We start from the raw sequence: 24383 nt of genomic DNA, 5'->3' as shown, positions 1-24383 counted from the left end.
TCATTTGCCTTCAATGTCGGCCTCATGGAAAACCTGGTGCAATGCAGTTCTGATATTGAGTTCATATAGTTTTCGATGTGACCTGAAAGGGTGTACCCTATTGGAAAGAAAGATAAATACCAATTGGTCTTTTGGGTCTGCCCAAGCAAATGTGCCGGTAAAACCCGAGTGCCCAAAGCTTTCTGGGTTGGCCATTGGCGCGGGATAGGCATCTTTCAGGGCCAAGGTATCATTGCCCAACAGGGGTTTGTCAAAACCAAGGCCGCGGCGATTTTCGTTTTCAGGATACTGTACCGAAATAAATTCTTTTACCACTGCTGAAGAGAGATAGCGCTTGCCATTGAACGCTCCATAGTTTTGATATAACAGCATGAGTTTGGCCAGGTCATGGGCCGAGGCAAAGAGACCTGCATTGCCCGAGACACCGCCCAACAGTGCCGCGTTCTCGTCGTGTACCCAATTTTGTGTCAGGGCATGGCGAAAAAGGGTATCGATTTCTGTGGGAACAATTTTATTCGGCAGCGCTTTCTCATTGGGATTGAAACATAGGGTCTTGGCACCCATGGGGTCGTAGAAATTCTTTCGCAGATAGGTTTTATAGTCTTCACCCGTCAATTGCTCAATAAGTTTCGGAAAGATCAGGAAGGTAAGACCTGAATAGCGGTATTTCTTTTCTTCGGATACCTTGGAGCGATTGATGATGCGCTGCATCTTTTGTTCAAAGCGGTTCTTGACATAGAGGCTATCATAGGCCTGCTTCTTGAATCTTTTGTGGGCGCTGTGCCGCACAAAACGTTTTTTCAGTTGGCCATTTTTCTTGAGCACCTTTCCCAAGAACACAATATAGGGTTGCAAGCCTGCTTGGTGGGCCAAAATCTCGCGAAGGGTCAGGTTTCGTTTGTCTTTCTGTTTTCGCCAAGGCCTCCAATAGGTTGAGAAAGGCACATCCAAATTCAGTTTTTTCTCATCGACCAATTTCATCAGGGCCGGAAGTGGGGCCGTGATTTTGGTAACGGAAGCCAAATCATATACGTCGGTCAATGAAACGGGTTGTAGGCTGTCATAGGTATGAAAACCATATGCCTTATGAAAAATGACAGCACCGTTTTTGGCTACCAATACCTGTGCCCCGGGGAATGCCCTATTTTTTATACCATTCGTTATGATGGCATCTGTTTTTGAATGGATATAGATGCTATCCAAACCCATTTCTGAGGGATGGGCAAATGGCAATGAATCATTTTCTTGGGCAAACGAACACCAAGAAATCAATAGAATGGGTACAAAAAGAAGATTTTTCAAGTGTTGGCTGTTTTATCCCTATAATAACTGTACGGCTTCCTTCGCAAAATACGTGGCAATGATGGTTGCCCCTGCCCGTTTGATGGCCATCAATTGTTCCATCATCACAGCATCATGGTCGAGCCATCCTTTTTTAGCCGCCGCCTTCAACATGGCATATTCACCTGAAACCTGATATACCGCCACGGGCACTTCTACTTCGTTCCGTATTTCACGAACAATGTCCAAATAGCAAATTCCTGGTTTGACCATTACGATATCGGCCCCTTCATCAATGTCCATTTGGGTTTCCTTGATGGCCTCAAATCTGTTGGCGGGATCCATTTGATAGGTCTTCTTGTCTTTGGGCACATTTTTTTCATCAACGGGAGCGGAATCCAGGGCATCTCGAAAGGGGCCATAAAAGGCACTGGCATACTTGGCGGAGTAGCTCATGATGCCCGTGTTGGTGAACCCCTCGTCTTCCAAGGCTTCTCGAATGGTAAGTATGCGACCGTCCATCATATCGCTTGGGGCCACAAAATCAGCACCAGCTTGGGCATGTGAGACACTCATCTCGGCCAATAGCTCACTGGTCTCATCGTTGAGAACATGTCCGTCGATGACAATGCCATCATGGCCATATGAAGAATAGGGATCCAAGGCCACATCGGTCATGACCAACATATCTGGACAGGCATTTTTTACCGTTTTGATGGCCCGCTGCATGAGACCGTGCTCATTGATGGCCTCTGAGCCTTTGTTATCTTTTAAATTATCGGGCACCTTGACAAAAAGCAAGACGGCACAAAGCCCCATTTGCCAAAGCGCCTTGACTTCCTTCTCGAGCTCATCAAGGCTCAGGCGATGGTAATTGGGCATAGAGGGTATTTCTTCCTTTATTCCTTTTCCCTCTACCACAAATAGCGGTACCAAGAAGTCATCTGGCGTCACCACTGTTTCGCGCACCAATCGCCTGATGGATTCGCTTGCACGCAGTCTTCGATTTCGTATGAGTGGATACATAGTGTTAAATTTCAATTTCACCAATTAGATAGGGTACGGCTTTCCCTGATATTTTTACCCGTTCACCCAAATATTCGCAGATCAAATTACCGCCCCGTTTCGATAGTTGTTTCGCCGTCATTTTATTCTTGCCCAACACTTTTGCCCAATAGGGCGTCAGCGACGTGTGTGCTGAGCCGGTCACCGGATCTTCGGGAATACCACAATAAGGTGCAAAAAACCGTGATACGAAATCTGAATGTCTGCCCTCGGCTGAAACGATCACCCCCCTACAATTCAGTTGGGCCAGTAAATAAAAATTGGGCTGTATGGCTTCGATTTCCTCTTGGGAGTTATAGATCAATAAATAGTCGGTCTTGCCCTTTAGTGTTTTAAAAGGGGTCAGTCCGATGGCCTTGTCCAGCTCTGGCAAACCCTTTATGGGCACAATATCGTCTGTAGGGAAATCAAGGGTCATCCAACCCTCCAACCCCTTTGTGACCAACAAATTACCGCTTCGATGAGAATAAAACCGAATGGTTTTTTCTGTGTAGCCGTGATAATTGAAAAGTACATGGGCCGAGGCCAAGGTGGCGTGGCCACAAAGATCGACTTCGGTTTCAGGGGTGAACCAGCGAAGCTCGAAGATGCTGTTTTTCTGTACCATAAAAGCGGTCTCGGCCAGATTGTTCTCTTGGGCGATTTTTTGCATTATATCGGCGTTGAGCCAACTATCTAAAATACAGACAGCGGCCGGATTGCCCTCAAAAACATGGTCGGTGAAGGCGTCGATTTGATAGAGGGTCAGTTTCATGCCATAAAGCTAAGCATTAAACCTTTGAGAATTTGCTTATTTCCCTCCAAGTGACCAACCGAATGTCATTTTCTTCCAGTACCAAACGGGTTTTTTCATCGGTAAAGGTCTCAAAATCCATTTGTCTCCATTCCGAACCAAAATTAGGATGGTCGATCGTTATGCTTTTCATCTCGTCGTCATCGAATGCCGGATGTATCAAAATGATATTAAGGCCTGCATCGAGATTTTTGATGGTTTCTTGATAAAAGGCTTTCAGATGCTGTTTTTTAAAATGATCGAATGTCGCCCATTCGGCATTATCCACAACAAAATCTCTTTCATCTATACAATCCGCTACCTTTAGGCCTACACCATGCATCAATTTTTTGTTGATGAATACGGGCAGGCCATATTTTTTGCCCAGATCTTTATAGCTTTTGAAGAAATCGGGCGAAGCCCCTACGCTGTACATATGCGAATCTATATGGCTTGGTTGCAATCCAAAATCAAGGGCACGTTCCATCTGGGCGACAAGCTCTTTATAGACCTCTTCAGTTCGGGCATTTTCGCTTAACTCTTGTCTGGTTTTGTAGAAGTGTCCGTTGTGGTCGATGAGGCTTTTGACTTCTTCGGGTGGCGATACGGGACCAAAGCGGTAATCATGCCATTCACAGGTAAGGGTCAGATGAATACCATAATCAAATGCCGGATTTTCTTTGGCAAAGGTCGCCATCTCCTCAAAAGCCGGACAAGGAACCATGATACTGTAAGAGTTGACCATTCCCTTTTTCAGGCATTCGATGGTCGCCCTGTTTTCAGAATGCGATAATCCGGCATCATCGGCGTGTATGATGAGCAGCTTGTCTTTACTGGCTTTTTGTTGGCTTGATCGGTTCACGCCCATTTTTTTGGTTTTTGCAAGACTTTTGTGAGCCGCTCTTCTTCACTCCCCCTTTCAGGGTGGTGGTCATACTGCCATTGCACATGGGGCGGAAGGCTCATCAATATGCTTTCGATACGGCCGTTGGTACGCAGTCCGAACAATGTGCCCTTATCATGCACCAAATTGAACTCGACATAGCGCCCACGGCGTATTTCTTGCCAATCGCGGTGGGGCTGGTCATATACCATATCTTTTCGTTTTGAAACAATGGGTATATAAGCCTCCAAAAAACTATTGCCCACTTCGGTGACGAAATTGTGCCAGGCCTCCATATCCATTTCTTCGTTGGCCTTGCAATAGTCAAAAAAGAGTCCGCCCACACCTCTGGCCTCGTTTCTGTGGTGGTTCCAAAAATAGTCATCGCAGCGTTTTTTATACTGTGGGTAAAAATTCGGATGATGTCGATCACAGGCCCGTTTGCAGATAGAGTGAAAATGCGCAGCATCTTCATCAAAGAGGTAGTAGGGGGTCAGATCTTGTCCGCCGCCGAACCATTGGTCCACAATATTTCCTTGCTGATCGTACAGTTCAAAATAGCGCCAATTGGCGTGTACCGTGGGAACAAACGGGTTTTTAGGATGGATGACCAAGCTCAATCCGCAGGCATAGAAATCGGCATCACTGACACCGAAGTACTGTTGCATGCTCTCAGGCAATTTGCCGTGAACTGCAGAAATATTGACCCCTCCTTTTTCAAAAACCCCTCCGTTTTCGATAACGCGCGTGCGGCCCCCACCACCTTCGGGCCTCTGCCATAGGTCTTGTTTGAATGTTGCCTTGCCATCTACCTCTTCGAGTTTTGAAGTGATGGTATCTTGCAGGTTCTGTATGTATTCGTAGAAGTTGTCTTTTAGGTTCATCTTATGATATGGACTAATTGTTTTTTAAGGGATTTCAACTCTTCTGCCTTTTCAACATAGACCGAATCTTCGGTCATTTTTTGCAATTTTTCGACCAAATGGTCAATGCTGCTTTCAGCATACTCGAGAAAGAGGTTTCGACCTACTTCGTTGTTGTGCAGGTCCATTTTTTTGGCCAGTTCCCGATTGGGAAATGCAAGCTCATGCCAATCGGTGATGTTCTTGGTCCAGCGCAGCACTTTGCCCTTATTTTTAGACCATTTGGCACATTTCTTGGCGATCAGGTAATTCCAAAGGGCATGCCGAAAAGCATTTGCAGGTCCGTTTTCGTGATGTTTTCTTTGGTAATGATAATAGGAAAGATCAATGGTTTCTCTTGTGGCACTGATGGTCGGCCAAACGAACAATGGGTTTTTTATAACAAGTACGGTCACTCTCCACAGGTTTTTTGAACCGATTCTTCTAATGGTCTGCCATGGGCTCATTGACTGTATTCCTTTACTGCCTCGACAAACGCCTTTGCATTTTCAAGTGGAATGTTGGGTAAAATTCCGTGTCCGAGGTTTACAATGTAACGGTCTTTGCCAAATTCATCAATCATTTGGCGTACCATTTTCTTGATGTCTTTGGGAGGTGACAGTAGTCGGGCTGGATCAAAATTGCCCTGTAATGTTATTTGGCCACCGGTGAGGTACCGCGCATTTTGGGCAGAACAGGTCCAATCGACACCTAAGGCGGCAGCGCCCGATTGTGCCATTTTGTTCAGTGCAAACCAGCAGCCTTTACCGAAAACGATAACGGGTGCGTGCCCTTTTAGGGCATCGACGATCTGCTGAATGTACTGCCATGAAAATTCTTGGTAATCGATCGGTGAGAGCATACCGCCCCATGAATCGAAAATTTGTACGGCATCACAACCGGCTTTGACCTTCTCTTTGAGATAGGCAATTGTGGTATCCGTTATTTTTTGCAACAATTCATGCGCTGCTTCGGGCTGGGTAAAGCAGAAGCCCTTGGCCAGATCAAAACTTTTGCTGCCCTGTCCTTGCACACAGTAGCAGAGAATCGTCCATGGAGAGCCTGCAAAACCGATCAGTGGAATCTCATCGTTCAGTTTTTCCTTTGTCATTTTGATGGCCTCCATCACATAGCCCAGTGTATCGTTGATATCGGGCACAACAACTCGGGTTACATCTTCGGCCTTTCTTATGGGGTCTGGCAAATAGGGGCCGAAATTGGGCTTCATCTGCACTTCGATCTCCATTGCCTGCGGAATCACCAAGATATCGCTAAAGAGAATCGCGGCATCCATGTTGAAGCGACGAATCGGCTGTACGGTGATCTCAGAAGCCAGTTCGGGGGTTTGGCAACGGGTGAAGAAATCGTATTGCTCACGTATTTCCATAAACTCGGGCAGATAACGCCCCGCCTGTCGCATCATCCAAACGGGGGGCCTATCGACGGTCTCCCCTTTTAAGGCTTTTAAAAAAAGGTCATTTTTAATCATTTTCCATTGAAATATTTTATGGCTTTTACCAATACATTCTCTACCGTTGGCCTTGTTGCCGTTATGATGTTTTCAGTATGTTTTTTTGCTTCGTTCGCCGTGGTTTCGCCAATGCAAAAAGCAATGCTCTCGCCCAATTTATTTTGTTTCGTAAAACTCTGTATTCCGCTCGGACTAAAAAACAGCACACCGTCAAAAGTTCGGTCAAAGCGCTTTGGCACCAAGTATGTCTCATAGACCACCACTTCTTTATACCGAACGTTATTTTTTTTAAGAAGTTCGGGCAGCTCATCTCTTCTTTTGTTTCCCGATAAGAACAAAAAGCGGCAATCGCTATAGTCTTTTGATATGATTTGGGCCAGGGCTGTGGCGTTATCGGTCGTCTCAACTACTGAAAATCCGTGTTGCTTCAGCAGGTCTGCTGTCTTTTTTCCTACTGAAAAAGCGTTGATTTCACCATTTCTTTCAGAATTTTCTTTTTTCGTATACGATTTTACGGCATTTTGGCTGGTGAAAATATAATTGTCGTAGCCATCATCGATTTCAAAATCAGAAAAGGCAATGTTAATGGCATTGTATTCGACAAATCCCAAACCGGCATTTAGCAGTCGTTCTTTTTGTGCAAGGGCCAAGATTTTAGTTGAGAGCACCGTTCGCATTTCGAATGTCTTCCATTATTTCCTTGCCACCTGTATCCAAAACTTCTTTGGCGCTCAGTTCGCCCAACGCCTTGGCTGCTGAAATGGCTACCTCTTTTTCAACGGTTACCGTTCTTTTTCCATCTAAGGAAAAAAGACCTCCCTTAAAATAAACCTTTTGGTCTTTTATTTTGGCCAAGGCTCCTATGGGGGCCGAACAGCCACCCTCCAAGGTTCGCAGAAAAGCCCTTTCGATTTGGGTACAAAGTTCGGTTTCTGTATGGTTGAGCGCAGCAACTTTGTCGATGGTTTCCTCATCTTTTTCCAAAGCGACCACTACCATGGCCCCTTGTGCGGGTGCGGGCAACATCCAGTTCAATTTGGTGGTGTTTTCGGGCAAAAGGCCGATTCGTTGCAGCCCTGCCATGGCAAATATGGCAGCGTTCCACTTGCTGTCTTCCAATTTTTGCAAACGGGTATTCACATTGCCCCTCAAATCGACCATTTCATGTAGGGGATATCGGTGCAACCACTGGGCTCTTCGTCTAAGGCTTCCCGTGGCGACAATACCCTCTTCATTCAGAAAATTTAATCCCCTGTGCACGAGTACATCGGCCGCATCTGCGCGTTTTAGAACAGCTACCTGTACAATACCTTGGGGTAACTGGGTGGGCACATCTTTCATCGAATGCACCGCTAGGTCTATTTCTCCTTTTAGCAAGGCGATATCAAGTGTTTTTGTGAAAATACCGGTAACACCGAGCTCGTAGAGCGGTTTGTCGAGTACCAGATCACCCAATGATTTTACAGGGACCAACTGGGCGACGTGCCCCAGTGCCTCCAAACCATTTTTGACGGTGTTGGCCTGCCAAAGCGCCAATTCGCTGTCACGGGTGCCAATACGAAGCGGACTACTCATCAGCATTGATTTGAAGCTGAAAAACCTCTTGTATCAATTGCAGACTATCTTCGGTATCGACTTCCTTCTTTTTCAAATGGTTGGCAAATTGTTTGGTGATCTTCTGTATGATTCGCTCTGAGACGATCTCTGCCTGTTCGGTGTTGAAGTCTTCCAGTTTTTTGGAATGAAAGCTAAGCTCTTCTTCCTTCATGGTCTTCAACTTCTTTTTCAGGGCTTTGATTATAGGGGCAAATTTTCGGGTCTCGAGCCATTTCGTAAAGTCGTTCTGTACCTCATCAATGATCGCTTCCGCTTTGGGAATGTACTGCTTTCTGCGTTCCAACGCCTTGGTGGTGACTTGCGAAAGTTCGTCAAGGTGCACCAATGAAACGTTCGGCAATTCTTTTACATCATCTGACACATTTTTTGGAACGGACAGATCCAAGATCAAGAGCGGCCTATCGGTATAGATTAATTCTTTTGAAACTGTGGGCAGTTGTGCGCCCGTGGCCACCACAAGTACATCGGTCTTTCTGATCTCGGTCTGCAGATCGCCATACTCCTTGACCACAAGATGAAATTTGCCCGCCACTTCCTCTGCCTTTTGCCGCGTGCGGTTGATAAGGGTAATGTGTTTGTTATCGGTATGCTTAATGAGGTTTTCACAAGTGTTGCGCCCAATTTTGCCCGTACCGAACAATAATATTTCTTTGTTTGGTACATCGGGCACATGGTTCAAAATGTATTGTACAGACGCGAAGGCCACTGAGGTAGCGCCCGACGAAATCTCGGTTTCGTTTTTAATGCGTTTACTGGCCTGTATCACCGAATTGCAGAGACGCTCTAAAAACGGATTGGCCATTTCGTGCTTTTTTGAGCGATAAAAGCTTTGCTTGATCTGGCTGATGATTTCAAAATCGCCCAAAATTTGACTGTCCAATCCTGTGCCCACACGAAAAAGATGGGTAATCGCTTCGTGGTTTTTATAGACATAGGCCACTTCTTGGAAAGCTTCAACAGTACCCTGGGTGTGTTCGCAAAGCAACTTTATCAATTGAAAGGGGTGTTGCGCAAAACCATGCAATTCTGTGCGATTGCAAGTTGAAATAACCATAAGACCATCGATGCCCTCGCCTTTAGCGGCCAGTAAAAGGCGGTCGATAGCAGGTATATCGAGACTGAACTGGCCCCTTGTAGTGGCATCAGCCTTTTTATAGCTCAGGCCAATCGTGTAGAATGAACTATGTCTTGAAATGTGATAATGCTTCATACCCTGTCTTACGACGCCCACAAAAATACATGCTGTACACGGTCAAAAATAACGCTGGAAGAACTTTTAATAACGATATAGGATGCATTTTGGCCACAAAACATCAAAATCAATGAAAAACCCTAAATTTACTGCGTTTAAGTCTAAGGAAATTATTGTTTAGACTCAATCTAAATAATATAAAATCGTTCATTTATGCAAGTCACATCTAATGAAAATGTCGCTAGCGGTTCGTTTCGGGAAGTTTTGATCGAAGACGGATTCTATGTGCTTAAGATACAGAATGATAGCGATGAACCGAGGCGGGTAGAGCGTGAGATCGATAGCACCTATATTCAGTTCCATTTCTGTTTGAAAGGCAACGCAAGATTCAATTTCAATCAAGGGGCGTACGGATTGGAAGTCTCTGAAGAAAACTCGCTCTTGCTGTACAACACACAAAAAGATTTGCCCTTGAACCTATTGTTGGCACCGAAGTCGTGGTTGTTGTCGGTGGTGATGACCATTCGAAAATTTCATTCGCTATTTTCCTCAGAGGCCGGTTACATTCCGTTTTTGAGCGCTGACAATCGCGAAAAAAAATACTATTCACAAGAGCCGGTAAACCCGGCCATTGCGGTGATATTAAGCCAAATTATGAACTACAGCCTGCATCCTTCCATCAAACAGTTGTACATCAGGGGCAAGGTCTATGAACTGCTCTCACTCTATTTCAACCGTGTTGAGGATGCCGATTTGGAACAATGCCCATTTTTGGCCGACGAAGAGAATGTGCGGCGCATCAGACAGGCGAAGGAAATCATGATCACACGTATGGCCGAACCCCCCACCTTGGCCGAACTCTCAAAAGAAATTGGGTTGAGCCTGAAAAAGTTGAAAGAGGGTTTCAAACAGATTTATGGCGATTCTGTTTACGGATTTCTGTTCGACTATAAAATGGAGTATGCACGCAAAATGTTAGAAACCGGACGGTATAATGTGAATGAAGTGGGGCTTAGGGTTGGCTATAGCACGGCAAGTCATTTCATCGCCTCGTTCAAGAAAAAGTATGGTACGACGCCCAAAAAATATTTATCTTCAACAACCTAAGAACATTAGATGATGAAAACACTTTTTTTATCCGTTTTTTCACTTTTTCTCGTTCCCCTTGTTGCATCCGGACAAGATGGGCCGGCCGAGCGGCCCAAGAAACCAGATCTGGTACTGGTCTTTACCAAGACCGATGGATTTAGGCATCAGAGTATAGAAAAGGGGGTCATGACCCTTCGTAAACTTGGGCGCAGCAACAACTTCATTGCCCTACGGACCGAATCTGGTGAGGATTTCAGTGCTGAAAACCTGAAAAATTACCAGTTGGTGGTTTTTTTGAATACAACGATGAACGTGTTGAACGATGCCCAGCAAAAAGCGTTTGAAAACTACATTAAGGGCGGGGGAAGCTTCTTGGGCATACACGCAGCGGCTGACACCGAATACGATTGGCCTTGGTACGGTAAATTGGTCGGGGGGTACTTCGATGGGCATCCGAACAATCCCAATGTACGAAAAGCGACCATTGAGGTGCTCGATAAAACACATTCGTCAACAGCACACTTGCCAGATAAATGGGTGCGCAGTGATGAATGGTACAACTTTAAAGAATTGAATCCCGAAGTAACCGTGGTCATGAATTTAGATGAGAATAGTTACAAAGGGGGCACCAATGGCGACCACCATCCTATTGCGTGGTACCATGAATTTGATGGGGGCAGGGCCTATTATACGGGGGGCGGCCATACCGATGAATCATTCGATGAACCAGATTTCAAAAAACATTTGATGGGTGCCATCGAATGGTGTCTAAAGCGATAAAAGACCCCCCAAAAAACGAAATATACCGATAGATGAAAAGAAGAGATTTTGCCCATGCCATGGGCCTGGGTGCTTTGGGCACGGCTACCGTTCTAACAGCCTGTAAAGGTAAGACCGAGACCAATTCGACCTTGCCCGTATCGTGCGACTTTGAGGTCACGCCAGAACTGGGTGAACGAATGTATGCCAAAGCGCTCGAAATCACCAAGAAGAAAGTTCGTGGTGGCGACGGTGAACCGTTCTTCAAGAAACCCTTCGTCGATGCGGCCTTTTCCGATAATATTTTTCTATGGGATTCGTGCTTCATCGTTTGTTTTGCAAAATATCATCTCGATGAACTGCCCGTCTATCAAGCCCTGGACAATTTTTATGAACGGATGGATGATGATGGATATATCTGCCGTGAATACCGGAAAAATGGAGAACCGCTCTGGTCGAAAGAACATCCGGTATCCATCAATCCGCCCCTGTTGGCATTGGCAGAGACCGAGATTTATGGAGTGAAAAAAGATAAGGAACGGCTACGGTATGCCTATCCGATATTAAAAAAGAACTTTGAATTTCTCATCGATCGCTATCAGGGTGATGACAAGCTGTTCTGGGGCGATACCCTGGGCATGGGCATGGACAATATTCCCCGTTCCCCGCGAGGGTGGACCACCGATGAGGGCAATGGAATGACCCACCACGAACTGGGTGAAAAGCTGGGTAAAATGGGGGGCTCGACAGCCGAAGAGCGATTGAACATGTTCATCGCCGACTATGTCGAGACCTTGCAAGGGGTGTGGAACGACGAGGGCCGATTGGTCGATTTTACCGCCCAGATGGCCATGGTCTCAAGGCAGTTGAAATTCATTGCGCAAGAAATCGGCGAAGATGGGGATATTGCTTTTTACGACACATTCCACTCTGAGGTAAAAGGGGCCTTGAACGAGTTGTGCTGGAACGATGAAGATGCCTTTTATTATGATTTGGGCTATGGCAAACAAGTAAAGCGTAAGCATATCGGTATGTACTGGACGCTGCTGGGCGAATTGATTCCAGAAGAAAAAATGGATACTTTTTTGGCGCACCTGACCGATCCCGACGCGTTTTATCGAAAGATACCGCTACCGGCACTTTCAGCAGATGACCCTGATTATGTGGGTTGGGGCGATTATTGGTTGGGCGGTGTTTGGGCACCGACTTCCTATATGGTGCTCAAAGGATTGACAGCCAATAACAGGCACGAACTTGCCAAAGACCTGGCCCAAAAGACCTATGCGGCCGTGGCCGAGGTCTTTAAGGCCACCGATACGTTTTGGGAGAACTATGCGCCCGATTTGATTTCATATGGCATGCCCGCAAAAAAAGATTTCTGTGGATGGACGGGCCTTATACCCATTGCGGTTTACCACGAGTACCTCAAAGAGGCCTAGCCACTATGATCCCGATATTGTTTTTGATTTTTTTAAGGTAGTCGGCCAAGGGCTCTTCGGTTATGGTCACTTGGCCCGAGCTGGAGGCATGCAAGAGATGTATGCGGCCATTCGGTCGTCGAATGGCAACCCCCGTGTGGGTCACATCAAGACCTTTTATGGAAGTGGCCAAGGCAATGATATCACCATTATTGATTTTTTCTTCTACGGCTTTGATCTGGTCTTGGGGCAAAATGCATAAGGTTTGCTTGGCAAGTGCTTTCTCTGTTTCCAAAATCTTTTGGTAGTTGTCATCATCTTTCAAAAAGGGGTACAGTTCGCGATGGGTTCCCATAAAATTGATGGGCTTTTGCAATTCGACCCCTCCCAGATCAGCTGAGATATCTTTGACAAAACCCTTCTCGTTATTGTTTCGAATCCACTCTGTAAAGTAATGTAAACGAGAAGAATACCCATTTAAAGTAGCATTCCGATACCGAATGGTTTTTAACGTTTCAGCAAAGGCGTCAAAATCGGTATTACCATCGCGCAAAAGGGTTGAAAAGGCCAAAACGTTTTCTACATAAGTGGTGCAATCGAGTCCGCGAAGGTTGATCACAAGGGTTTCTGTATCGCCGATCTCAAGTGTTTTTTCCACATAGGGGGTGCCCAAAAAGGTCTTTCCCACTTGTACCAAGGTATCTCCGAAAGAATGGGCCTTGACCTGTTCAAGGGCCTCTATTTTCTGTTGAAATAGTAAACGGTCTTTGGGGTTACAGGTAATCTGCGCCGATAGCGAGGCACATAAGAAGACTAAGAAAAGCGCATTGTATTTCATAGTTTAAAGTTACGGCCAAAAAGGCAATCGATAGCATCTATTCTCGAATAGGTAAAGTTATCGCCGACAACCACTTTAAAATAATGGTAAGTTGTATTTTTACGCCGCTAAAACAAAGGCTGTGAAAAAAGGAGTTTTGTTGGTTAATTTGGGCTCGCCCGACAGCCCCACCCCAAAAGATTTGAAGCCATATCTTGATGAATTTTTGATGGATGAACGGGTCATCGATGTGAATCCAGTATTGCGCAATATCATCGTGCGCGGCATCATCTTGCAGACCCGTCCAAAACGTTCGGCCGAAGCCTATTCAAAGATTTGGTGGGATGAAGGCTCTCCCCTTATCGTTATCTCTGAGCGCTTTGCTGAAAAAGTAAGGAAACTGACCAAAATGCCCGTCGCCTTGGGTATGCGCTATGGCTCGATGAGCATCAAGGAAGGCTTACAAAAATTGGCCGATGAGTCAGTTGATGAGGTGTTGTTGGTGCCCTTATACCCACACTATGCCATGTCGAGTTATGAGACCGTGGTGGTAAAGGCCATGCAAGAGCGGGAACGTCATTTTACGAACATGAGGTTGACTACGCTACCTGCGTTTTATAAAAATGATGAGTATATCGCATTGCTCTCAAAAAGTATCGCCGAGGGGCTCAAAGAGTTTGAATACGACCATCTGTTGTTTTCCTATCACGGTATACCCGAACGGCATATAAGAAAAAGCGACCCGACAAAATTCCATTGCAAGATCGATGGCCAATGTTGCCAGACCAACTCCGTGGCACATCACTCCTGTTATCGGCACCAGTGTTACGATACCACTGAACGGGTGAAACGGGTTTTGAACCTGTCTTCTGAAAAGGTCAGTTCAAGCTTTCAATCACGATTGGCCGGTGACCCTTGGTTAAAGCCTTATACCGATTTCGAGTTTGAGCGATTGGCCAAAGAAGGAAAAAAACGCTTGGCGGTCATCACCCCTGCTTTTGTGAGTGATTGTCTCGAGACCTTGGAAGAAATTGCCATGGAGGGCAAGCACCAATTTATGGAAGCGGGCGGTGAAGCTTACATTCATATTCCCTGTTTGAACGATCGCGATGACTGGGCCGCCCTGATGGCGAAATGGGTGAACGAGTGGGAGCAAAAGGAAGTGTTGCCGGCTTAAGCAGCCCATTTGCAAAAAGTGACGAGAAAAATTCAATGACAGTGTCATTTCGATATGGGTCCGCCCTTGGCGGACAATCGGGAAATCTAAGGGTCACACTTGGATTTCTCCCTTTGGCCGAAATGACTTTTGTTTTTTAAATATGGCCAAAGTAACCGCAGATCAATTGGGCTCTGAGCCCATCGGAAGATTACTGATCAAACAGGCCGTGCCCGCTTCGATCGGTATCTTGGTCATGTCGATCAATGTGCTGGTCGATTCCATTTTTGTGGGCAATTGGATAGGCTCCATCGCCATCGCGGCCATCAATGTGGTACTGCCCGTTTCCTTTTTTATCGCTGCGCTGGGCATGGCCATTGGTATCGGGGGATCGAGCATCATTTCACGGGCCTTGGGGGCCAACAACAAAGAGAAGGCACTCAAAACCTTTGGTAACCAGATTACGTTGACCCTTTTGGTGACCGTTTCGATGGTCATTTTGGGGCTGTACTATGTCGATAGCTTGATTCCCGCTTTTGGGGGCAAGGGCGATATCTTTGACCCCGCCAAGATTTATTACATCATTGTCTTGTACGGCGTGCCCTTTTTGGCGCTTTGCATGATGGGCAATACGGTGATTCGGGCAGAGGGAAAACCGAAGTTTGCCATGATCGCCATGATCATACCCTCGGTGGGCAATCTATTGCTTGATTATATTTTCATCTATGTATTCGATTGGGGCATGCATGGCGCGGCATGGGCGACCACGGCGGGGTATTTGTTGTGTCTTGCCTATATCGTGTACTTCTTCCTCTCAAAAAATTCAGAACTCAAAATAAGCCCATCACATTTTGGACTGAATGCCCCTATCTTAAGGGAAATCGGCTCACTGGGCTTTGTGACGCTCTCGCGCCAAGCGGTGACCAGCATCATCTACCTGTTGCTCAACAATATACTTTTTAGCCTTGGAGGTGAAGCCTTAGTAGCCGTGTATGCCATCATTGGGCGAATGCTCATGTTTGCGCTGTTTCCCGTGTTTGGGGTCACCCAAGGGTTTCTGCCCATCGCGGGGTTCAACTATGGGGCCGCCAAATATGACCGCGTCAAGCAATCGATCTATACGGCCATTAAATACGCCGCTCTGGTGGCCGCTTTGGTGTTCGTGGTGTTGATGCTGTTTCCGGCTGAGATTGCCGATCTGTTCTTGAGCGATCGGCCCGATTTACCGATAAAAGAACTTGAAATGAACGCCTTTGTGTTGGAGCATGCCCCCCTGGCGATGCGATTGGTGTTCGCGGCAACACCGATTATTGCACTGCAGCTTATCGGCGCTGCCTATTTTCAGGCCATTGGCAAGGCAATCCCTGCCCTATTGTTGACATTGACTCGTCAGGGCTTTTTCTTTATTCCGTTATTGTTGCTGTTGCCCAATTTCTTGGGCGAACTTGGGGTATGGTTGTCGTTTCCGATCGCTGATGTGTTGGCAACGATGGTTACGGGAATCTATTTGAGGAAGGAAATAAAGACCAAGCTCAGCGGTTCTTCAAAGCGATGATCAAGTTTATTGTTCTGGCATTTGTGTAGCGGCCTTACCGATGATTTTCCATTCTCCCGAAAGTTTTTTCAAAAGAAAAATATCAATAAGGTAAAGGTTTCTGGACGGGATACGGATTTCCGCTTTTGCGGAAGCAATATCGTTGGCACGGTCAATCGCCAGTATTTTCCCCTCACGACCGTTGAATTTGCCTTTGACCCGATTTTCAAAAAGTGCGGCATATTCTTTTGGGGACAGCACCCAAATTTCTTGGCCTTCTTTGGAAAGGAATAGGTCGGCATTTTCATAAAAAGCCGTTTGTATCAATTCGGGATCACTGTATGAAGAGCCCTCGAGATATTTCTGGAGGGTAGCCCGTATCGCCTCCTCCTCAGATTGGGCAGAACAGATAAATGTAGCTAATAGCAGTGCTGTTACAATATGTTTTTTCATGACCTTTGCTTTATTCTGATAAGGGTTTTGCTTTGATTCGAATAATCTTGCCGTTCTCTTCGTCTGTCAAGAGATATAATTTTCCTTCGGGGCTTTGGGCTACTTTTCTTGAACGTACCCGGTCGTCCAAAAACAGTTCCTCAACGTTTTTTATGGTATCGCCTTCAATGTGAAATCGCCATAAACTGCCCCTTGAAAGCCCGGGCACAAATAGATTGTTCTTCCAAGTGGGAAATTCATCTCCCGTATAGAAACATAATCCGGTCGGGGCAACGGTATGGTGCCAAAACCATGTCGGAGGGGTAAATTCGACCCCCTCTATTTTTGGTGGTTTGTACTCTTTGCTTCGCAATCTGCCCGTGGTTCTATTCGGCCATCCGTAATTGGCTCCGGGTTTCAAGATGTTCAGCTCATCGCCTTGAATGGTGCCATGCTCGGTAAACCAAAGGGTGTTTGTTTTGGGCTGTATTGCGATACCTTGGGTATTTCGAATACCTAAAGCAAAAATGCTGGGTACGGCATCTGGTCCAAAATCAGGATTATCTTCGGGAATACCCCCGTCTAGATCAAAGCGGTGAATTTTACCCCTTTTGTCGGTAACATCTTGTGCAATTGGTAGTACGGGCTCATCATGTTCCCAAAAAAGTCGCTCCCCAACAGTGATGTACAGTTTTCTGTCATGACCAATGACCATTCCGCCCCCATAATGGTAATTGATATGGTTGTAAGGGTCGGCGACCAAAACGGTTTTGATATCGGCCAGCGAGTCATGCTGCAAGCGGGCCCTGACAAATTTGGTCGTTTTGCCTACGCCGGGCTTTTTGGCGGCATACGAGAAATAGATTACTTGATTTTCGGTAAAATCGGGGTGCTTTATGACCTCAAAAATTCCGGAGTTGTCGCCGATATGAACAGCACCGATACTATCGGTCAGATCAGAGGGGAACCCTTTAATGACTTTCTTGGTCTTGGTCTGGAGATCGACTTTGACCATATGCCCATTTTTCTCGGTCACCAAAGCTTCCTCTTCTGAAAGAAAGGTGATGCCCCAAGGCCTGTTCAGGCCCTCAAAGACCGTTTCTTTGACAGGTAGCACGGCGTTAGGGGTCTTGGGTTCGTTTAGGTTTTGGCCGCATCCGAAGAGAAGGATCGACACCAATAAAATACTAAAGCGCATGGCATATATTTTGGTTCAAAGAAGGGAAGAAAACCGTTCTTAGGCTTTAAAAATCATGATTCTTAAAACGATTTTTTCAGTTTTTGACCAATGTCCGTTTTCTGAATTCTGATGGGGTAAGCTTGGTCAATCCCTTAAAAGCAAGATTAAAGGAGGTGACATTGTTGAAACCTGAATCATAGGCTATAGAGGCAATCTTTTCATGTTGGGTCGCTTCTGAGGCCAACAGTTTTTTTGCCCTTTCGACACGATAGCCATTGACAAACTCAGAAAAATTTCTTCCCGTGGTCTCGTTGATGACCCGTGATAATGTTTTGGCATTGGTACCCAAAGACTTGGCGACTTCGGCCAAGGTTACTTGATGGTTGAGGTAAATCGCTTTATTCTCAAAAAGCGCTTCCAGATTATCCATCAGATTTTTGGAAGTATTTTGATCCAATGGCTTCCCTTGGTATTTTTCTAAATGGAAAGTATGTTTTCGCAGCAGCAAAAAAGAGAAAATATAGACCAAAAACGTATAGCAAATAGCGCCGCCTATATAAAACGGAATCAGTCCTGATACATTTCCCATATAGAATGCCCAAATGATACCCACCCCAATGACCAAATTGCGATACCAATGAAAAACCGCCTTTTGTGATTGATTTCTTATACGAAAACTTAAGAGGGCGGCCAGCACCAGATACAATAAAAGATGACCAAAAACGGCATAGTAAATAGCCAATGACAGTGTGTCAAAACGGTTCGGGATCACGGCACAGCACACACTAAAAATAACGTATGGTATATAATGAGGAAGGCTATGCCCAATACGCTTTGGGGCGCTGTTCAACAATGTTTTGCCATATAACCAAATACTGGGCCCGACCAATAGAATACCGGCTATGCCCAAGTTTCGCTGCCAAGCCTCCAAATGTATGTACGTATTGAGAATAGACTTTCCGATCCGTAGGGTCAATCCGAAAATGATCAAGGCCAGAAAAACATGGGCTTTTCTGTTTCCCTTTTTCAGGGTAAAGAGGTAGAGGCACAAGAACAGCGCTTGGGCAATGCCAAGACAACTTAACACCAATAGTATCGACGAACTATCCATGATTTAAAGATAAAAATAGTAATGGTAGCCGGGCATGGTTTATTTTTGGAAAAATAAGGAGGATCATGAATACGAAAATAGTTGGCTGTTTACTTTTAGTCTTGGCGGTAATGGGTTGTTCTGAAAAAAAGGTTGCCCATACAGAGACCCTTTTTGTGGGCACCTATACCGATGGTACCAGTGAGGGCATCTATACCCTACAATTTAATGCTGAGACCGGTGCTTTGGATTCTTTGCAGTTAAAGGCCAAGTTGCCCAATCCGTCTTTTCTCGCCGTTTCAGAAGTAGGGGATTATCTATACGCTGTTCAAGAAACCGCAGATTTTGATAGTCTTGGTGGCGGCGTGACCGCTTTTTCACTAGAGAATGGAGTTCTCGAAAAACTGAATAGCAAGGGTTCGGGTGGTGCGCACCCCTGTCATGCTGCCCTTTCGGGAGATGGCCAACTAGCCGTTTCAAACTACTCTGGAGGCAATCTCGCCATCTTTGATCTTGAAGTGGGCGGAGAGCTCGGCCAACGGCAACTCATCGACCATAAAGCGCTCGACACCACACGACAGGCCCACACGCACAAGGCCCATTTCAGCAATAATGAACTCTTTGCCGCCGATCTGGGTCTGGATGCCGTAAAACGGTATCAAAAAAAAGAAGATGAATGGAGACCTGCGGCCCAAGCCTCCCTCGATCTGCCCAATGGGGCCGGCCCACGACATTTTGTGTTCAATGACGACCAAAGTAGGCTGTATGTCATCAACGAATTGAATTCGACCATTACCCTATTTGAAAAAGACGAACAGGGCTCGTATGAAGAACGGCAAACGGTTCAGACGTTGGCCGACGATTATGGCGCAAACAATTCTTGTGCCGATATTCATCTTTCGCCCGACGGTCGATTTCTATACGGTTCGAACCGCGGCGAGAACACCATTGTCATCTTTGCCGTGGATGCGGCTTCAGGTGAGTTGGTTTTGGTGGGAAGAGAATCCGTTCATGGCGACTGGCCCCGCAACTTTGTGCTTGACCCCAGCGGAAACCATTTGCTGGTCGCGAATCAAAACAGCAACAACATTTCCGTTTTTAAGCGGGATACCGATAAGGGCACCCTACACTTTTTGAATTCGTTTGAACTGGGCAGTCCGGTATGTTTGGTATTTTTGAAGCAGTGATCACTCGCATTTAAATGTTTTGCCCTTCGCCGTGAATTGGGATGCCTTGTTCGGTCTTAGGCTTCCATGCCAAGAATCTTTGTACCATTTTTCGGGCTCGTCATCACTTCGGTAATCGGCCGTAAAAAAAGAAAAATCGCTCTCAAAGGTGATGATGATATCCCCTTTGCCATCGGCGTCATGCCAGCGCCCTGTCATGACATTTCCCTTCAATCTTCCCCATACCCCGCCCAGGGCATTTTTATGGATCAAATAATAGGCCCCGGCCACTTCGTCATTATCGATGAGAAGGTCAAAGCGCCCAATTTCGGTACAATAGTTCTTGGCGATGAGCTTGTTCTCTTCTTGTGCAACACAGAAGAACGTGGTGAGTATGACAAATACTGGTAAAAGAAATGTTCTAGGTATCATGGCTTTAGGTTTTGGTCAGATCTATTTTTATCAATTGATAGGGTTCCAATCGGGTCGTATCGATTATTTCATTGGTGTCTTGGTCAAAGTTATCCAATTGAGAATCGGCAATGAAATAGAGCATATCATCACAAATGTCGAAGGTAGTGGGGATATCCGATTCATATCTCAAATCAAAAATCTTTTCCGTACGGATAATTTCCGTGCTTTCTTGATTGAGATGGTATCGGTAAATGCCATTTTGTGCGCCATCCCTTTTTCCATTTACAATGGCGATGAGGCTGTTCTTATAAAACTTCATGCCATCGATGCCCTTATGTGGGTTCGGAAGGTTCACCAGTCTTTGCAATGCGATGTCGAGAATTCGTATTCCGGTGGTATAGGTGGCAAAATAGAGCAAGGTATTGTCATCTGATATCGCTATGCCATTTGAATATTTCAGTTCATCATGGGATAGAAAGATTTTTAGCGTATCCGCTTGTTCATCGATAGTGTAAATGTTGTTGCTCTCAGAATCGGTGATATACACTTTTCCTGTTGAGCTGATAGCCAAATCATTGAGATAAATGGTGGTCGTATCGTCAAGCATGAATGATTTGATGAAAGCCCCCGAACGGCTATTTAGTAGTAGTAGAATGGATGTATTGTTTTTTTTGGGCAGCGAATTGCCCAGTGCAAAGAGTGTATCACCTTTTACGGTCATTCCGAATCCTGAAAGATAGCCGTATTGATTAGATTCAATGATATCTTGCGGATCGCGTCCATCAAGGTCAAGGCTTACGATTTTGTTTTTGCGTAAACTGTTCAGGAAAAGCCGCTTTGCATGGGCATCACAGGCAATGCCTTCGGGAATCAGGTCTTTTTCGAGCGGCAATTCTATGCTATCTGAATGGGTTTGGGCAAAAGAAGCGGAAAAAGCCAGTAGCAGCAAACAAGAAAAAACCCTCATCATTCCACTTTTTTGATTCCGGAAACATGGGAAGCGACCGCTTTCCATATCCCATCGCGTTTAATCAAAATATTGCTTGACTGATAAATGGTTTTCACCGTATCATTCATAATATGCCCCGTACCACAAATGAGTGCGGTACCGTTGGGCAAAACATCCAATCGTTTGATTTCATAAAAAAAGGAATCGTGCTGCATGGCATTGGCTTTTATCCATTCGAGCTCACCGACTTTGTCAGACCAGTTACCGCTGGCATCGATCATCTGAAAATCATCGCCCAGAATTTTGTCCAATAGTACTGTGTCCTGCTCCCGATACGCCTTGGGCCATTGTACTTCTTTTAGGTATCGAAGCAGTAAACTGTCTTCTTTTGAAACCGATTGTAGTGAAGTTTGCGCTGTGGGAAGTTCTTGCTTTCCTTGCTGGCATGCGAGTAGTAACAAAAGACCACAGGATAGTATGAAGTATTTCATTGGTCAGGTTTTCAATAAAGGTAGCCAATAAGCTTTCCCAAAGAATGTAAAAGATTGTTAAACCCCTTGGTTGCCAGCAAGAAGTATGATTATTGCAATCAGCAACAGTGCGAAGAGCACCGCAAAGAAAATCTTCAAGGCGCTATAGGGCCGACTGCCCGAAATCTGTCCGTTTTCACCATTGACAAAGAAGTTGTACTCTTTCCCCTTATAGCGGTAGGCGCTTACATAGACCGGCAGAAGAATATGTTTGAAAGTTTCGTCACTAAGGCGTACATCCATATGGTGCAGGCGTTGGTCGTCACCACCAATATCTTGACGGCACCAACGGCCCGCGATGTTCTCGGCCTCTTTCTTGGCGGTCAAATGCCCTTGTTTTAGGGGTATGGTATATTTTTCGGTCACGAATCCGGCCAAGAATCCACTTTCAAAAGGCTGTAATTTTTTGAGGTTCCAATGGGCGATTTTGTTCGGTATACGCCCTGCCTTTTGCTTAGAGGCTTTGACCAGGGTATCATCGACAAAGCCTGAGACGGTTCCCGAGGCCGGCGTCCAACGTGTCTTGCGTACCTGACGTTTCTGCTTTCGGCCTTTGCTGTCACGATAGGTCTCGGTGACATAGTAATGATCGCCACGTTGCCCTGAATAGTTGGCTTTCAACTGCGCATCGAACGTCCAATAGGGCAGGTAGAGCCCTTTGGTGAATTGGGGATCTAAAGCGGCTTTTTTGAGTTTATTGGGGGCAAACCACAACTTTTTCACCCAGCGTTGAAAAATGCGAAAAGAAGCCTTTTGGTCAATTTGAAAGGGCAGCACAGCCCCCGGTAAAATCCATTCTTCTTGATGGCCATCTTCTAAAATAAGGGGTGTACTGCAATACACGCAGTGCAGTGATTTGTAGTTTTCTTCAATATGTTGGGTAGCACCACAGTTTTTACAGTGCAGCATGGCGATTTCTTCACTATGCCGCTGGGCACCCATCTCTTGCAGATAGGGGTACAGTTCCAATTCTTTGAAACCGGACTCGTCTAAGGCAATGGACTCTTCATGCCCACAGTACTCACAGTTGATGGCCGTGGTGCCCGGTTTATATTTTAGCTCGGCACCACAGTTGATGCAGGCTTTTTTGAGTTCAGTTTGTTTTGTTGTTTTTTCCAAAATTCAATAATGGCATGTCATTTCGAACCTGCCCGTAGCAGGCGCAGGTGAGAAATCTAGATTTCTCAGTCGCAAGCTCCATCGAAATGACAAAAGAAATTAATTGTTTGGCAAAGGCGGGGGCGTATTACCGCCCAAGAACGATTTCAACTCTTCGACCTCTTGTAAAGGTGCCCAATTGGCCATGCCCTGTTTCCAGACCAGGCTTTCTTTGTTGATCGTGCGATTGGCAAACAGTGCCTTTAATTGATCAAAGCCCACCGGCCCTTGTTGCATACCGTTAACAGCGTAAAAGTATTGCACAGCCACGGGCATCGGTGGCGGTACTACCGCTCCCGTTTGGGCCACGGGCTGTTGTGCGCCCATCTGCGGATTCATAAGACCGCCCATTTGTTGGGCCAATACAAAACCCATGCCCATACCCATACCGGCTCCTGCCGTTCCGCCCTCGTTCTTGGCAGCGGCCTCGATGGCCTTGGCGGTCTTGAACTTGGCCAGTTTGTCCAAATCCAGTTTATCGATACGGCTGTACTCAAAGATTTCCTTTTTAAGATCTTCGGGCATGGAGACGTTTTCGATATAGAATTTCTCCAATCCGATGCCGACACTGGCGAACTCCGGGGCCATGACCTCACGGCAGGTTTCCGAAAGTTCAGAAGTATTGGCTGCATAGAGCTCAATGGGCAGGTTGGCTTCCCCAACGGTATCGGTAAACCTTGTGGCGATCAAACTCTTGAGGTGTTCGTTGATCTCGAAATTGGTAAAGTTGTTGTCGGTGCCCACAATATCGATGATGAACTTGCCCGCATCGCTGATTTTGAAGGCATAGGTGCCAAAAGCGCGTATTTCGACCAATCCGAAACGTTCGTCACTTAGGGTTATCGGATTCTTGGTGCCCCATTTTTCATCGGTGAACAGGTGGGTGTTCACAAAATAGACCTCTGCCTTGAACGGACTGTTGAAGCCGTACTTCCATCCTTTCAATGTGGCCAAGATGGGAAGGTTTTTGGTGGTCAGGTCATAGGTCCCTGGTTCAAAGACGTCTGCCAGTTGGCCCTCATTGACAAAAACGGCGGTCTGGCCCTCGCGAACGATTAGCTTTGCTCCGTTCTTGATTTCGTTCTGATAACGTTCGAATCGATGGGCAATGGTGTCATCGGTGTAATCGAGCCATTCGACAATGTCGATGAATTCATTGCTCAATTTTTCCTTGATTTTACTGAAAATATCCATGTTAGTGTTTTTTTTGATTAGGATTTTAAAGCTAAGAAAAGCGTGTTGTATTCTCCAATCTATTGGTAGAATTTTTTTTGGAATTGTTACACTACGTATTTGGTCATTCTGAACACAGTGAAGAATCCAGAAGAGGGCTTCACGGCTTTGTGAGATCATGGCAAGGAAAGAAGCCCTTGTTCTAATGGAGACCCTTGTCTGGATGCTTCGTCGAGGACTCCTCAGCATGACAAGAGCGGCTTTTTTCATCATTTGTCATTCTGAACGAAGTGAAGAATCCAGAGGAAGGTTTCGGGTGGCTTTGTCATTCCGAC

General features: G+C 45.9%; 25 protein-coding genes. 6 read left to right on the top strand and 19 right to left on the bottom strand.

Annotation, left to right across the window (positions count from 1 at the left end):
• Genes L0P89_RS06955 through hemA form a run of 10 tightly spaced genes read right to left on the bottom strand, consistent with a single transcriptional unit; the run spans position 1 to position 9201 of the window.
• Complete coding sequence (locus tag L0P89_RS06955; protein WP_235267684.1) at positions 1-1302, bottom strand: serine hydrolase domain-containing protein; 1302 nt, start codon at positions 1300-1302, stop codon at positions 1-3.
• Between the two features lie 18 nt (positions 1303-1320).
• Positions 1321-2307, bottom strand: coding sequence for a porphobilinogen synthase (gene hemB, locus L0P89_RS06950; RefSeq protein ID WP_235267683.1), 987 nt, complete (start codon positions 2305-2307; stop codon positions 1321-1323).
• Between the two features lie 4 nt (positions 2308-2311).
• Complete coding sequence (locus tag L0P89_RS06945; RefSeq protein WP_235267682.1) at positions 2312-3100, bottom strand: PhzF family phenazine biosynthesis protein; 789 nt, start codon at positions 3098-3100, stop codon at positions 2312-2314.
• A 16-nt stretch (positions 3101-3116) separates the two neighbouring features.
• Positions 3117-3986 carry a polysaccharide deacetylase family protein gene (locus tag L0P89_RS06940; protein WP_235267681.1) on the bottom strand — a complete coding sequence of 290 codons (870 nt, stop codon included), beginning with the start codon at positions 3984-3986 and terminating at the stop codon, positions 3117-3119.
• Entirely contained in the window at positions 3977-4885 is a 909-nt protein-coding gene (hemF, locus tag L0P89_RS06935; RefSeq protein ID WP_235267680.1) for an oxygen-dependent coproporphyrinogen oxidase, read from the bottom strand. Before hemF ends, L0P89_RS06940 begins: the two co-directional genes overlap by 10 nt.
• The gene (locus tag L0P89_RS06930; RefSeq protein WP_235267679.1) at positions 4882-5370 is read right to left on the bottom strand and encodes a DUF6973 domain-containing protein; all 489 of its coding nucleotides are present in this window, start codon (positions 5368-5370) and stop codon (positions 4882-4884) included. Before L0P89_RS06930 ends, hemF begins: the two co-directional genes overlap by 4 nt.
• Positions 5367-6392 (bottom strand): uroporphyrinogen decarboxylase, encoded by a 1026-nt coding sequence (hemE, locus tag L0P89_RS06925; RefSeq protein WP_235267678.1) that lies wholly within the window; start codon positions 6390-6392, stop codon positions 5367-5369. The genes L0P89_RS06930 and hemE overlap by 4 nt, the downstream gene beginning before the upstream one ends.
• A complete protein-coding gene (locus L0P89_RS06920) occupies positions 6389-7051 on the bottom strand; it encodes a uroporphyrinogen-III synthase (protein ID WP_235267677.1) in 663 nt (220 codons plus the stop codon). Before L0P89_RS06920 ends, hemE begins: the two co-directional genes overlap by 4 nt.
• Positions 7029-7949, bottom strand: a complete 921-nt coding sequence (gene hemC, locus L0P89_RS06915) for a hydroxymethylbilane synthase (RefSeq protein WP_235267676.1) — start codon at positions 7947-7949, stop codon at positions 7029-7031. Before hemC ends, L0P89_RS06920 begins: the two co-directional genes overlap by 23 nt.
• Complete coding sequence (gene hemA, locus L0P89_RS06910) at positions 7942-9201, bottom strand: glutamyl-tRNA reductase (RefSeq protein ID WP_235267675.1); 1260 nt, start codon at positions 9199-9201, stop codon at positions 7942-7944. Before hemA ends, hemC begins: the two co-directional genes overlap by 8 nt.
• A 195-nt stretch (positions 9202-9396) precedes the next feature.
• On the opposite strand from hemA, the gene L0P89_RS06905 reads away from it, so the two are divergent.
• From L0P89_RS06905 to L0P89_RS06895, 3 genes are read left to right on the top strand one after another with little or no spacing between them, the layout of a single operon-like run.
• Positions 9397-10290 (top strand): helix-turn-helix transcriptional regulator, encoded by an 894-nt coding sequence (locus L0P89_RS06905; RefSeq protein WP_235267674.1) that lies wholly within the window; start codon positions 9397-9399, stop codon positions 10288-10290.
• A gap of 9 nt (positions 10291-10299) precedes the next feature.
• Entirely contained in the window at positions 10300-11052 is a 753-nt protein-coding gene (locus L0P89_RS06900) for a ThuA domain-containing protein (protein ID WP_313790946.1), read from the top strand.
• Between the two features lie 32 nt (positions 11053-11084).
• Entirely contained in the window at positions 11085-12470 is a 1386-nt protein-coding gene (locus L0P89_RS06895) for an MGH1-like glycoside hydrolase domain-containing protein (protein WP_235267673.1), read from the top strand.
• On the opposite strand, the gene L0P89_RS06890 is transcribed toward L0P89_RS06895, so the two are convergent.
• A complete protein-coding gene (locus L0P89_RS06890) occupies positions 12457-13287 on the bottom strand; it encodes an N-acetylmuramoyl-L-alanine amidase-like domain-containing protein (RefSeq protein ID WP_235267672.1) in 831 nt (276 codons plus the stop codon). The two genes, L0P89_RS06895 and L0P89_RS06890, sit on opposite strands and share 14 nt — an antisense overlap.
• A 121-nt stretch (positions 13288-13408) precedes the next feature.
• Between L0P89_RS06890 and hemH the strand changes: the two genes are divergently transcribed.
• The gene (gene hemH, locus L0P89_RS06885) at positions 13409-14443 is read left to right on the top strand and encodes a ferrochelatase (RefSeq protein WP_235267671.1); all 1035 of its coding nucleotides are present in this window, start codon (positions 13409-13411) and stop codon (positions 14441-14443) included.
• A gap of 142 nt (positions 14444-14585) precedes the next feature.
• A complete protein-coding gene (locus L0P89_RS06880) occupies positions 14586-15977 on the top strand; it encodes an MATE family efflux transporter (RefSeq protein WP_235267670.1) in 1392 nt (463 codons plus the stop codon).
• Between the two features lie 6 nt (positions 15978-15983).
• Here L0P89_RS06880 and L0P89_RS06875 read toward each other — a convergent pair whose 3' ends face one another.
• The 3 genes from L0P89_RS06875 to L0P89_RS06865 all read right to left on the bottom strand — a co-directional run bounded on the left by L0P89_RS06875 (position 15984) and on the right by L0P89_RS06865 (position 18679).
• On the bottom strand, positions 15984-16409 hold the full coding sequence (locus tag L0P89_RS06875) for a nuclear transport factor 2 family protein (protein WP_235267669.1): 426 nt from the start codon (positions 16407-16409) through the stop codon (positions 15984-15986).
• A 10-nt stretch (positions 16410-16419) separates the two neighbouring features.
• Entirely contained in the window at positions 16420-17586 is a 1167-nt protein-coding gene (locus tag L0P89_RS06870) for a PQQ-dependent sugar dehydrogenase (protein WP_235267668.1), read from the bottom strand.
• Between the two features lie 76 nt (positions 17587-17662).
• A complete protein-coding gene (locus L0P89_RS06865) occupies positions 17663-18679 on the bottom strand; it encodes an AraC family transcriptional regulator (protein ID WP_235267667.1) in 1017 nt (338 codons plus the stop codon).
• A gap of 65 nt (positions 18680-18744) precedes the next feature.
• Between L0P89_RS06865 and L0P89_RS06860 the strand changes: the two genes are divergently transcribed.
• Positions 18745-19845 (top strand): lactonase family protein, encoded by a 1101-nt coding sequence (locus tag L0P89_RS06860; RefSeq protein WP_235267666.1) that lies wholly within the window; start codon positions 18745-18747, stop codon positions 19843-19845.
• On the opposite strand, the gene L0P89_RS06855 is transcribed toward L0P89_RS06860, so the two are convergent.
• From L0P89_RS06855 to L0P89_RS06835, 5 genes are all read right to left on the bottom strand, one after another.
• Entirely contained in the window at positions 19846-20256 is a 411-nt protein-coding gene (locus tag L0P89_RS06855; protein ID WP_235267665.1) for a hypothetical protein, read from the bottom strand.
• A gap of 4 nt (positions 20257-20260) precedes the next feature.
• Complete coding sequence (locus L0P89_RS06850; RefSeq protein WP_235267664.1) at positions 20261-21208, bottom strand: SMP-30/gluconolactonase/LRE family protein; 948 nt, start codon at positions 21206-21208, stop codon at positions 20261-20263.
• The gene (locus L0P89_RS06845; RefSeq protein ID WP_235267663.1) at positions 21205-21678 is read right to left on the bottom strand and encodes a nuclear transport factor 2 family protein; all 474 of its coding nucleotides are present in this window, start codon (positions 21676-21678) and stop codon (positions 21205-21207) included. Before L0P89_RS06845 ends, L0P89_RS06850 begins: the two co-directional genes overlap by 4 nt.
• Before the next feature lie 57 nt (positions 21679-21735).
• Positions 21736-22836 carry a DNA helicase PriA gene (locus L0P89_RS06840; RefSeq protein ID WP_409557566.1) on the bottom strand — a complete coding sequence of 367 codons (1101 nt, stop codon included), beginning with the start codon at positions 22834-22836 and terminating at the stop codon, positions 21736-21738.
• 99 nt (positions 22837-22935) lie between these two features.
• On the bottom strand, positions 22936-24069 hold the full coding sequence (locus L0P89_RS06835; RefSeq protein ID WP_235267662.1) for an SPFH domain-containing protein: 1134 nt from the start codon (positions 24067-24069) through the stop codon (positions 22936-22938).
• Positions 24070-24383 lie beyond the last annotated feature (314 nt).

Source organism: Muricauda sp. SCSIO 65647 (genome assembly GCF_021534965.1).
In the GTDB taxonomy this organism is placed as follows: Bacteria; Bacteroidota; Bacteroidia; order Flavobacteriales; family Flavobacteriaceae; genus Flagellimonas_A.
Note: the sequence above shows the minus strand (reverse complement) of the source record. Positions and strands in the feature narration are given on the sequence as shown.

Coding starts and splice junctions, on each gene's coding strand:
- hemB (WP_235267683.1), bottom strand. CDS start 2,307: ATGTATCCACTCATACGAAATCGAAGACTGCGTGCAAGCGAATCCATC.
- L0P89_RS06945 (WP_235267682.1), bottom strand. CDS start 3,100: ATGAAACTGACCCTCTATCAAATCGACGCCTTCACCGACCATGTTTTT.
- L0P89_RS06940 (WP_235267681.1), bottom strand. CDS start 3,986: ATGGGCGTGAACCGATCAAGCCAACAAAAAGCCAGTAAAGACAAGCTG.
- hemF (WP_235267680.1), bottom strand. CDS start 4,885: ATGAACCTAAAAGACAACTTCTACGAATACATACAGAACCTGCAAGAT.
- L0P89_RS06930 (WP_235267679.1), bottom strand. CDS start 5,370: ATGAGCCCATGGCAGACCATTAGAAGAATCGGTTCAAAAAACCTGTGG.
- hemE (WP_235267678.1), bottom strand. CDS start 6,392: ATGATTAAAAATGACCTTTTTTTAAAAGCCTTAAAAGGGGAGACCGTC.
- L0P89_RS06920 (WP_235267677.1), bottom strand. CDS start 7,051: ATGCGAACGGTGCTCTCAACTAAAATCTTGGCCCTTGCACAAAAAGAA.
- hemC (WP_235267676.1), bottom strand. CDS start 7,949: ATGAGTAGTCCGCTTCGTATTGGCACCCGTGACAGCGAATTGGCGCTT.
- hemA (WP_235267675.1), bottom strand. CDS start 9,201: ATGAAGCATTATCACATTTCAAGACATAGTTCATTCTACACGATTGGC.
- L0P89_RS06905 (WP_235267674.1), top strand. CDS start 9,397: ATGCAAGTCACATCTAATGAAAATGTCGCTAGCGGTTCGTTTCGGGAA.
- L0P89_RS06900 (WP_313790946.1), top strand. CDS start 10,300: ATGATGAAAACACTTTTTTTATCCGTTTTTTCACTTTTTCTCGTTCCC.
- L0P89_RS06895 (WP_235267673.1), top strand. CDS start 11,085: ATGAAAAGAAGAGATTTTGCCCATGCCATGGGCCTGGGTGCTTTGGGC.
- L0P89_RS06890 (WP_235267672.1), bottom strand. CDS start 13,287: ATGAAATACAATGCGCTTTTCTTAGTCTTCTTATGTGCCTCGCTATCG.
- L0P89_RS06880 (WP_235267670.1), top strand. CDS start 14,586: ATGGCCAAAGTAACCGCAGATCAATTGGGCTCTGAGCCCATCGGAAGA.
- L0P89_RS06875 (WP_235267669.1), bottom strand. CDS start 16,409: ATGAAAAAACATATTGTAACAGCACTGCTATTAGCTACATTTATCTGT.
- L0P89_RS06870 (WP_235267668.1), bottom strand. CDS start 17,586: ATGCGCTTTAGTATTTTATTGGTGTCGATCCTTCTCTTCGGATGCGGC.
- L0P89_RS06865 (WP_235267667.1), bottom strand. CDS start 18,679: ATGGATAGTTCGTCGATACTATTGGTGTTAAGTTGTCTTGGCATTGCC.
- L0P89_RS06860 (WP_235267666.1), top strand. CDS start 18,745: ATGAATACGAAAATAGTTGGCTGTTTACTTTTAGTCTTGGCGGTAATG.
- L0P89_RS06855 (WP_235267665.1), bottom strand. CDS start 20,256: ATGATACCTAGAACATTTCTTTTACCAGTATTTGTCATACTCACCACG.
- L0P89_RS06850 (WP_235267664.1), bottom strand. CDS start 21,208: ATGATGAGGGTTTTTTCTTGTTTGCTGCTACTGGCTTTTTCCGCTTCT.
- L0P89_RS06845 (WP_235267663.1), bottom strand. CDS start 21,678: ATGAAATACTTCATACTATCCTGTGGTCTTTTGTTACTACTCGCATGC.
- L0P89_RS06835 (WP_235267662.1), bottom strand. CDS start 24,069: ATGGATATTTTCAGTAAAATCAAGGAAAAATTGAGCAATGAATTCATC.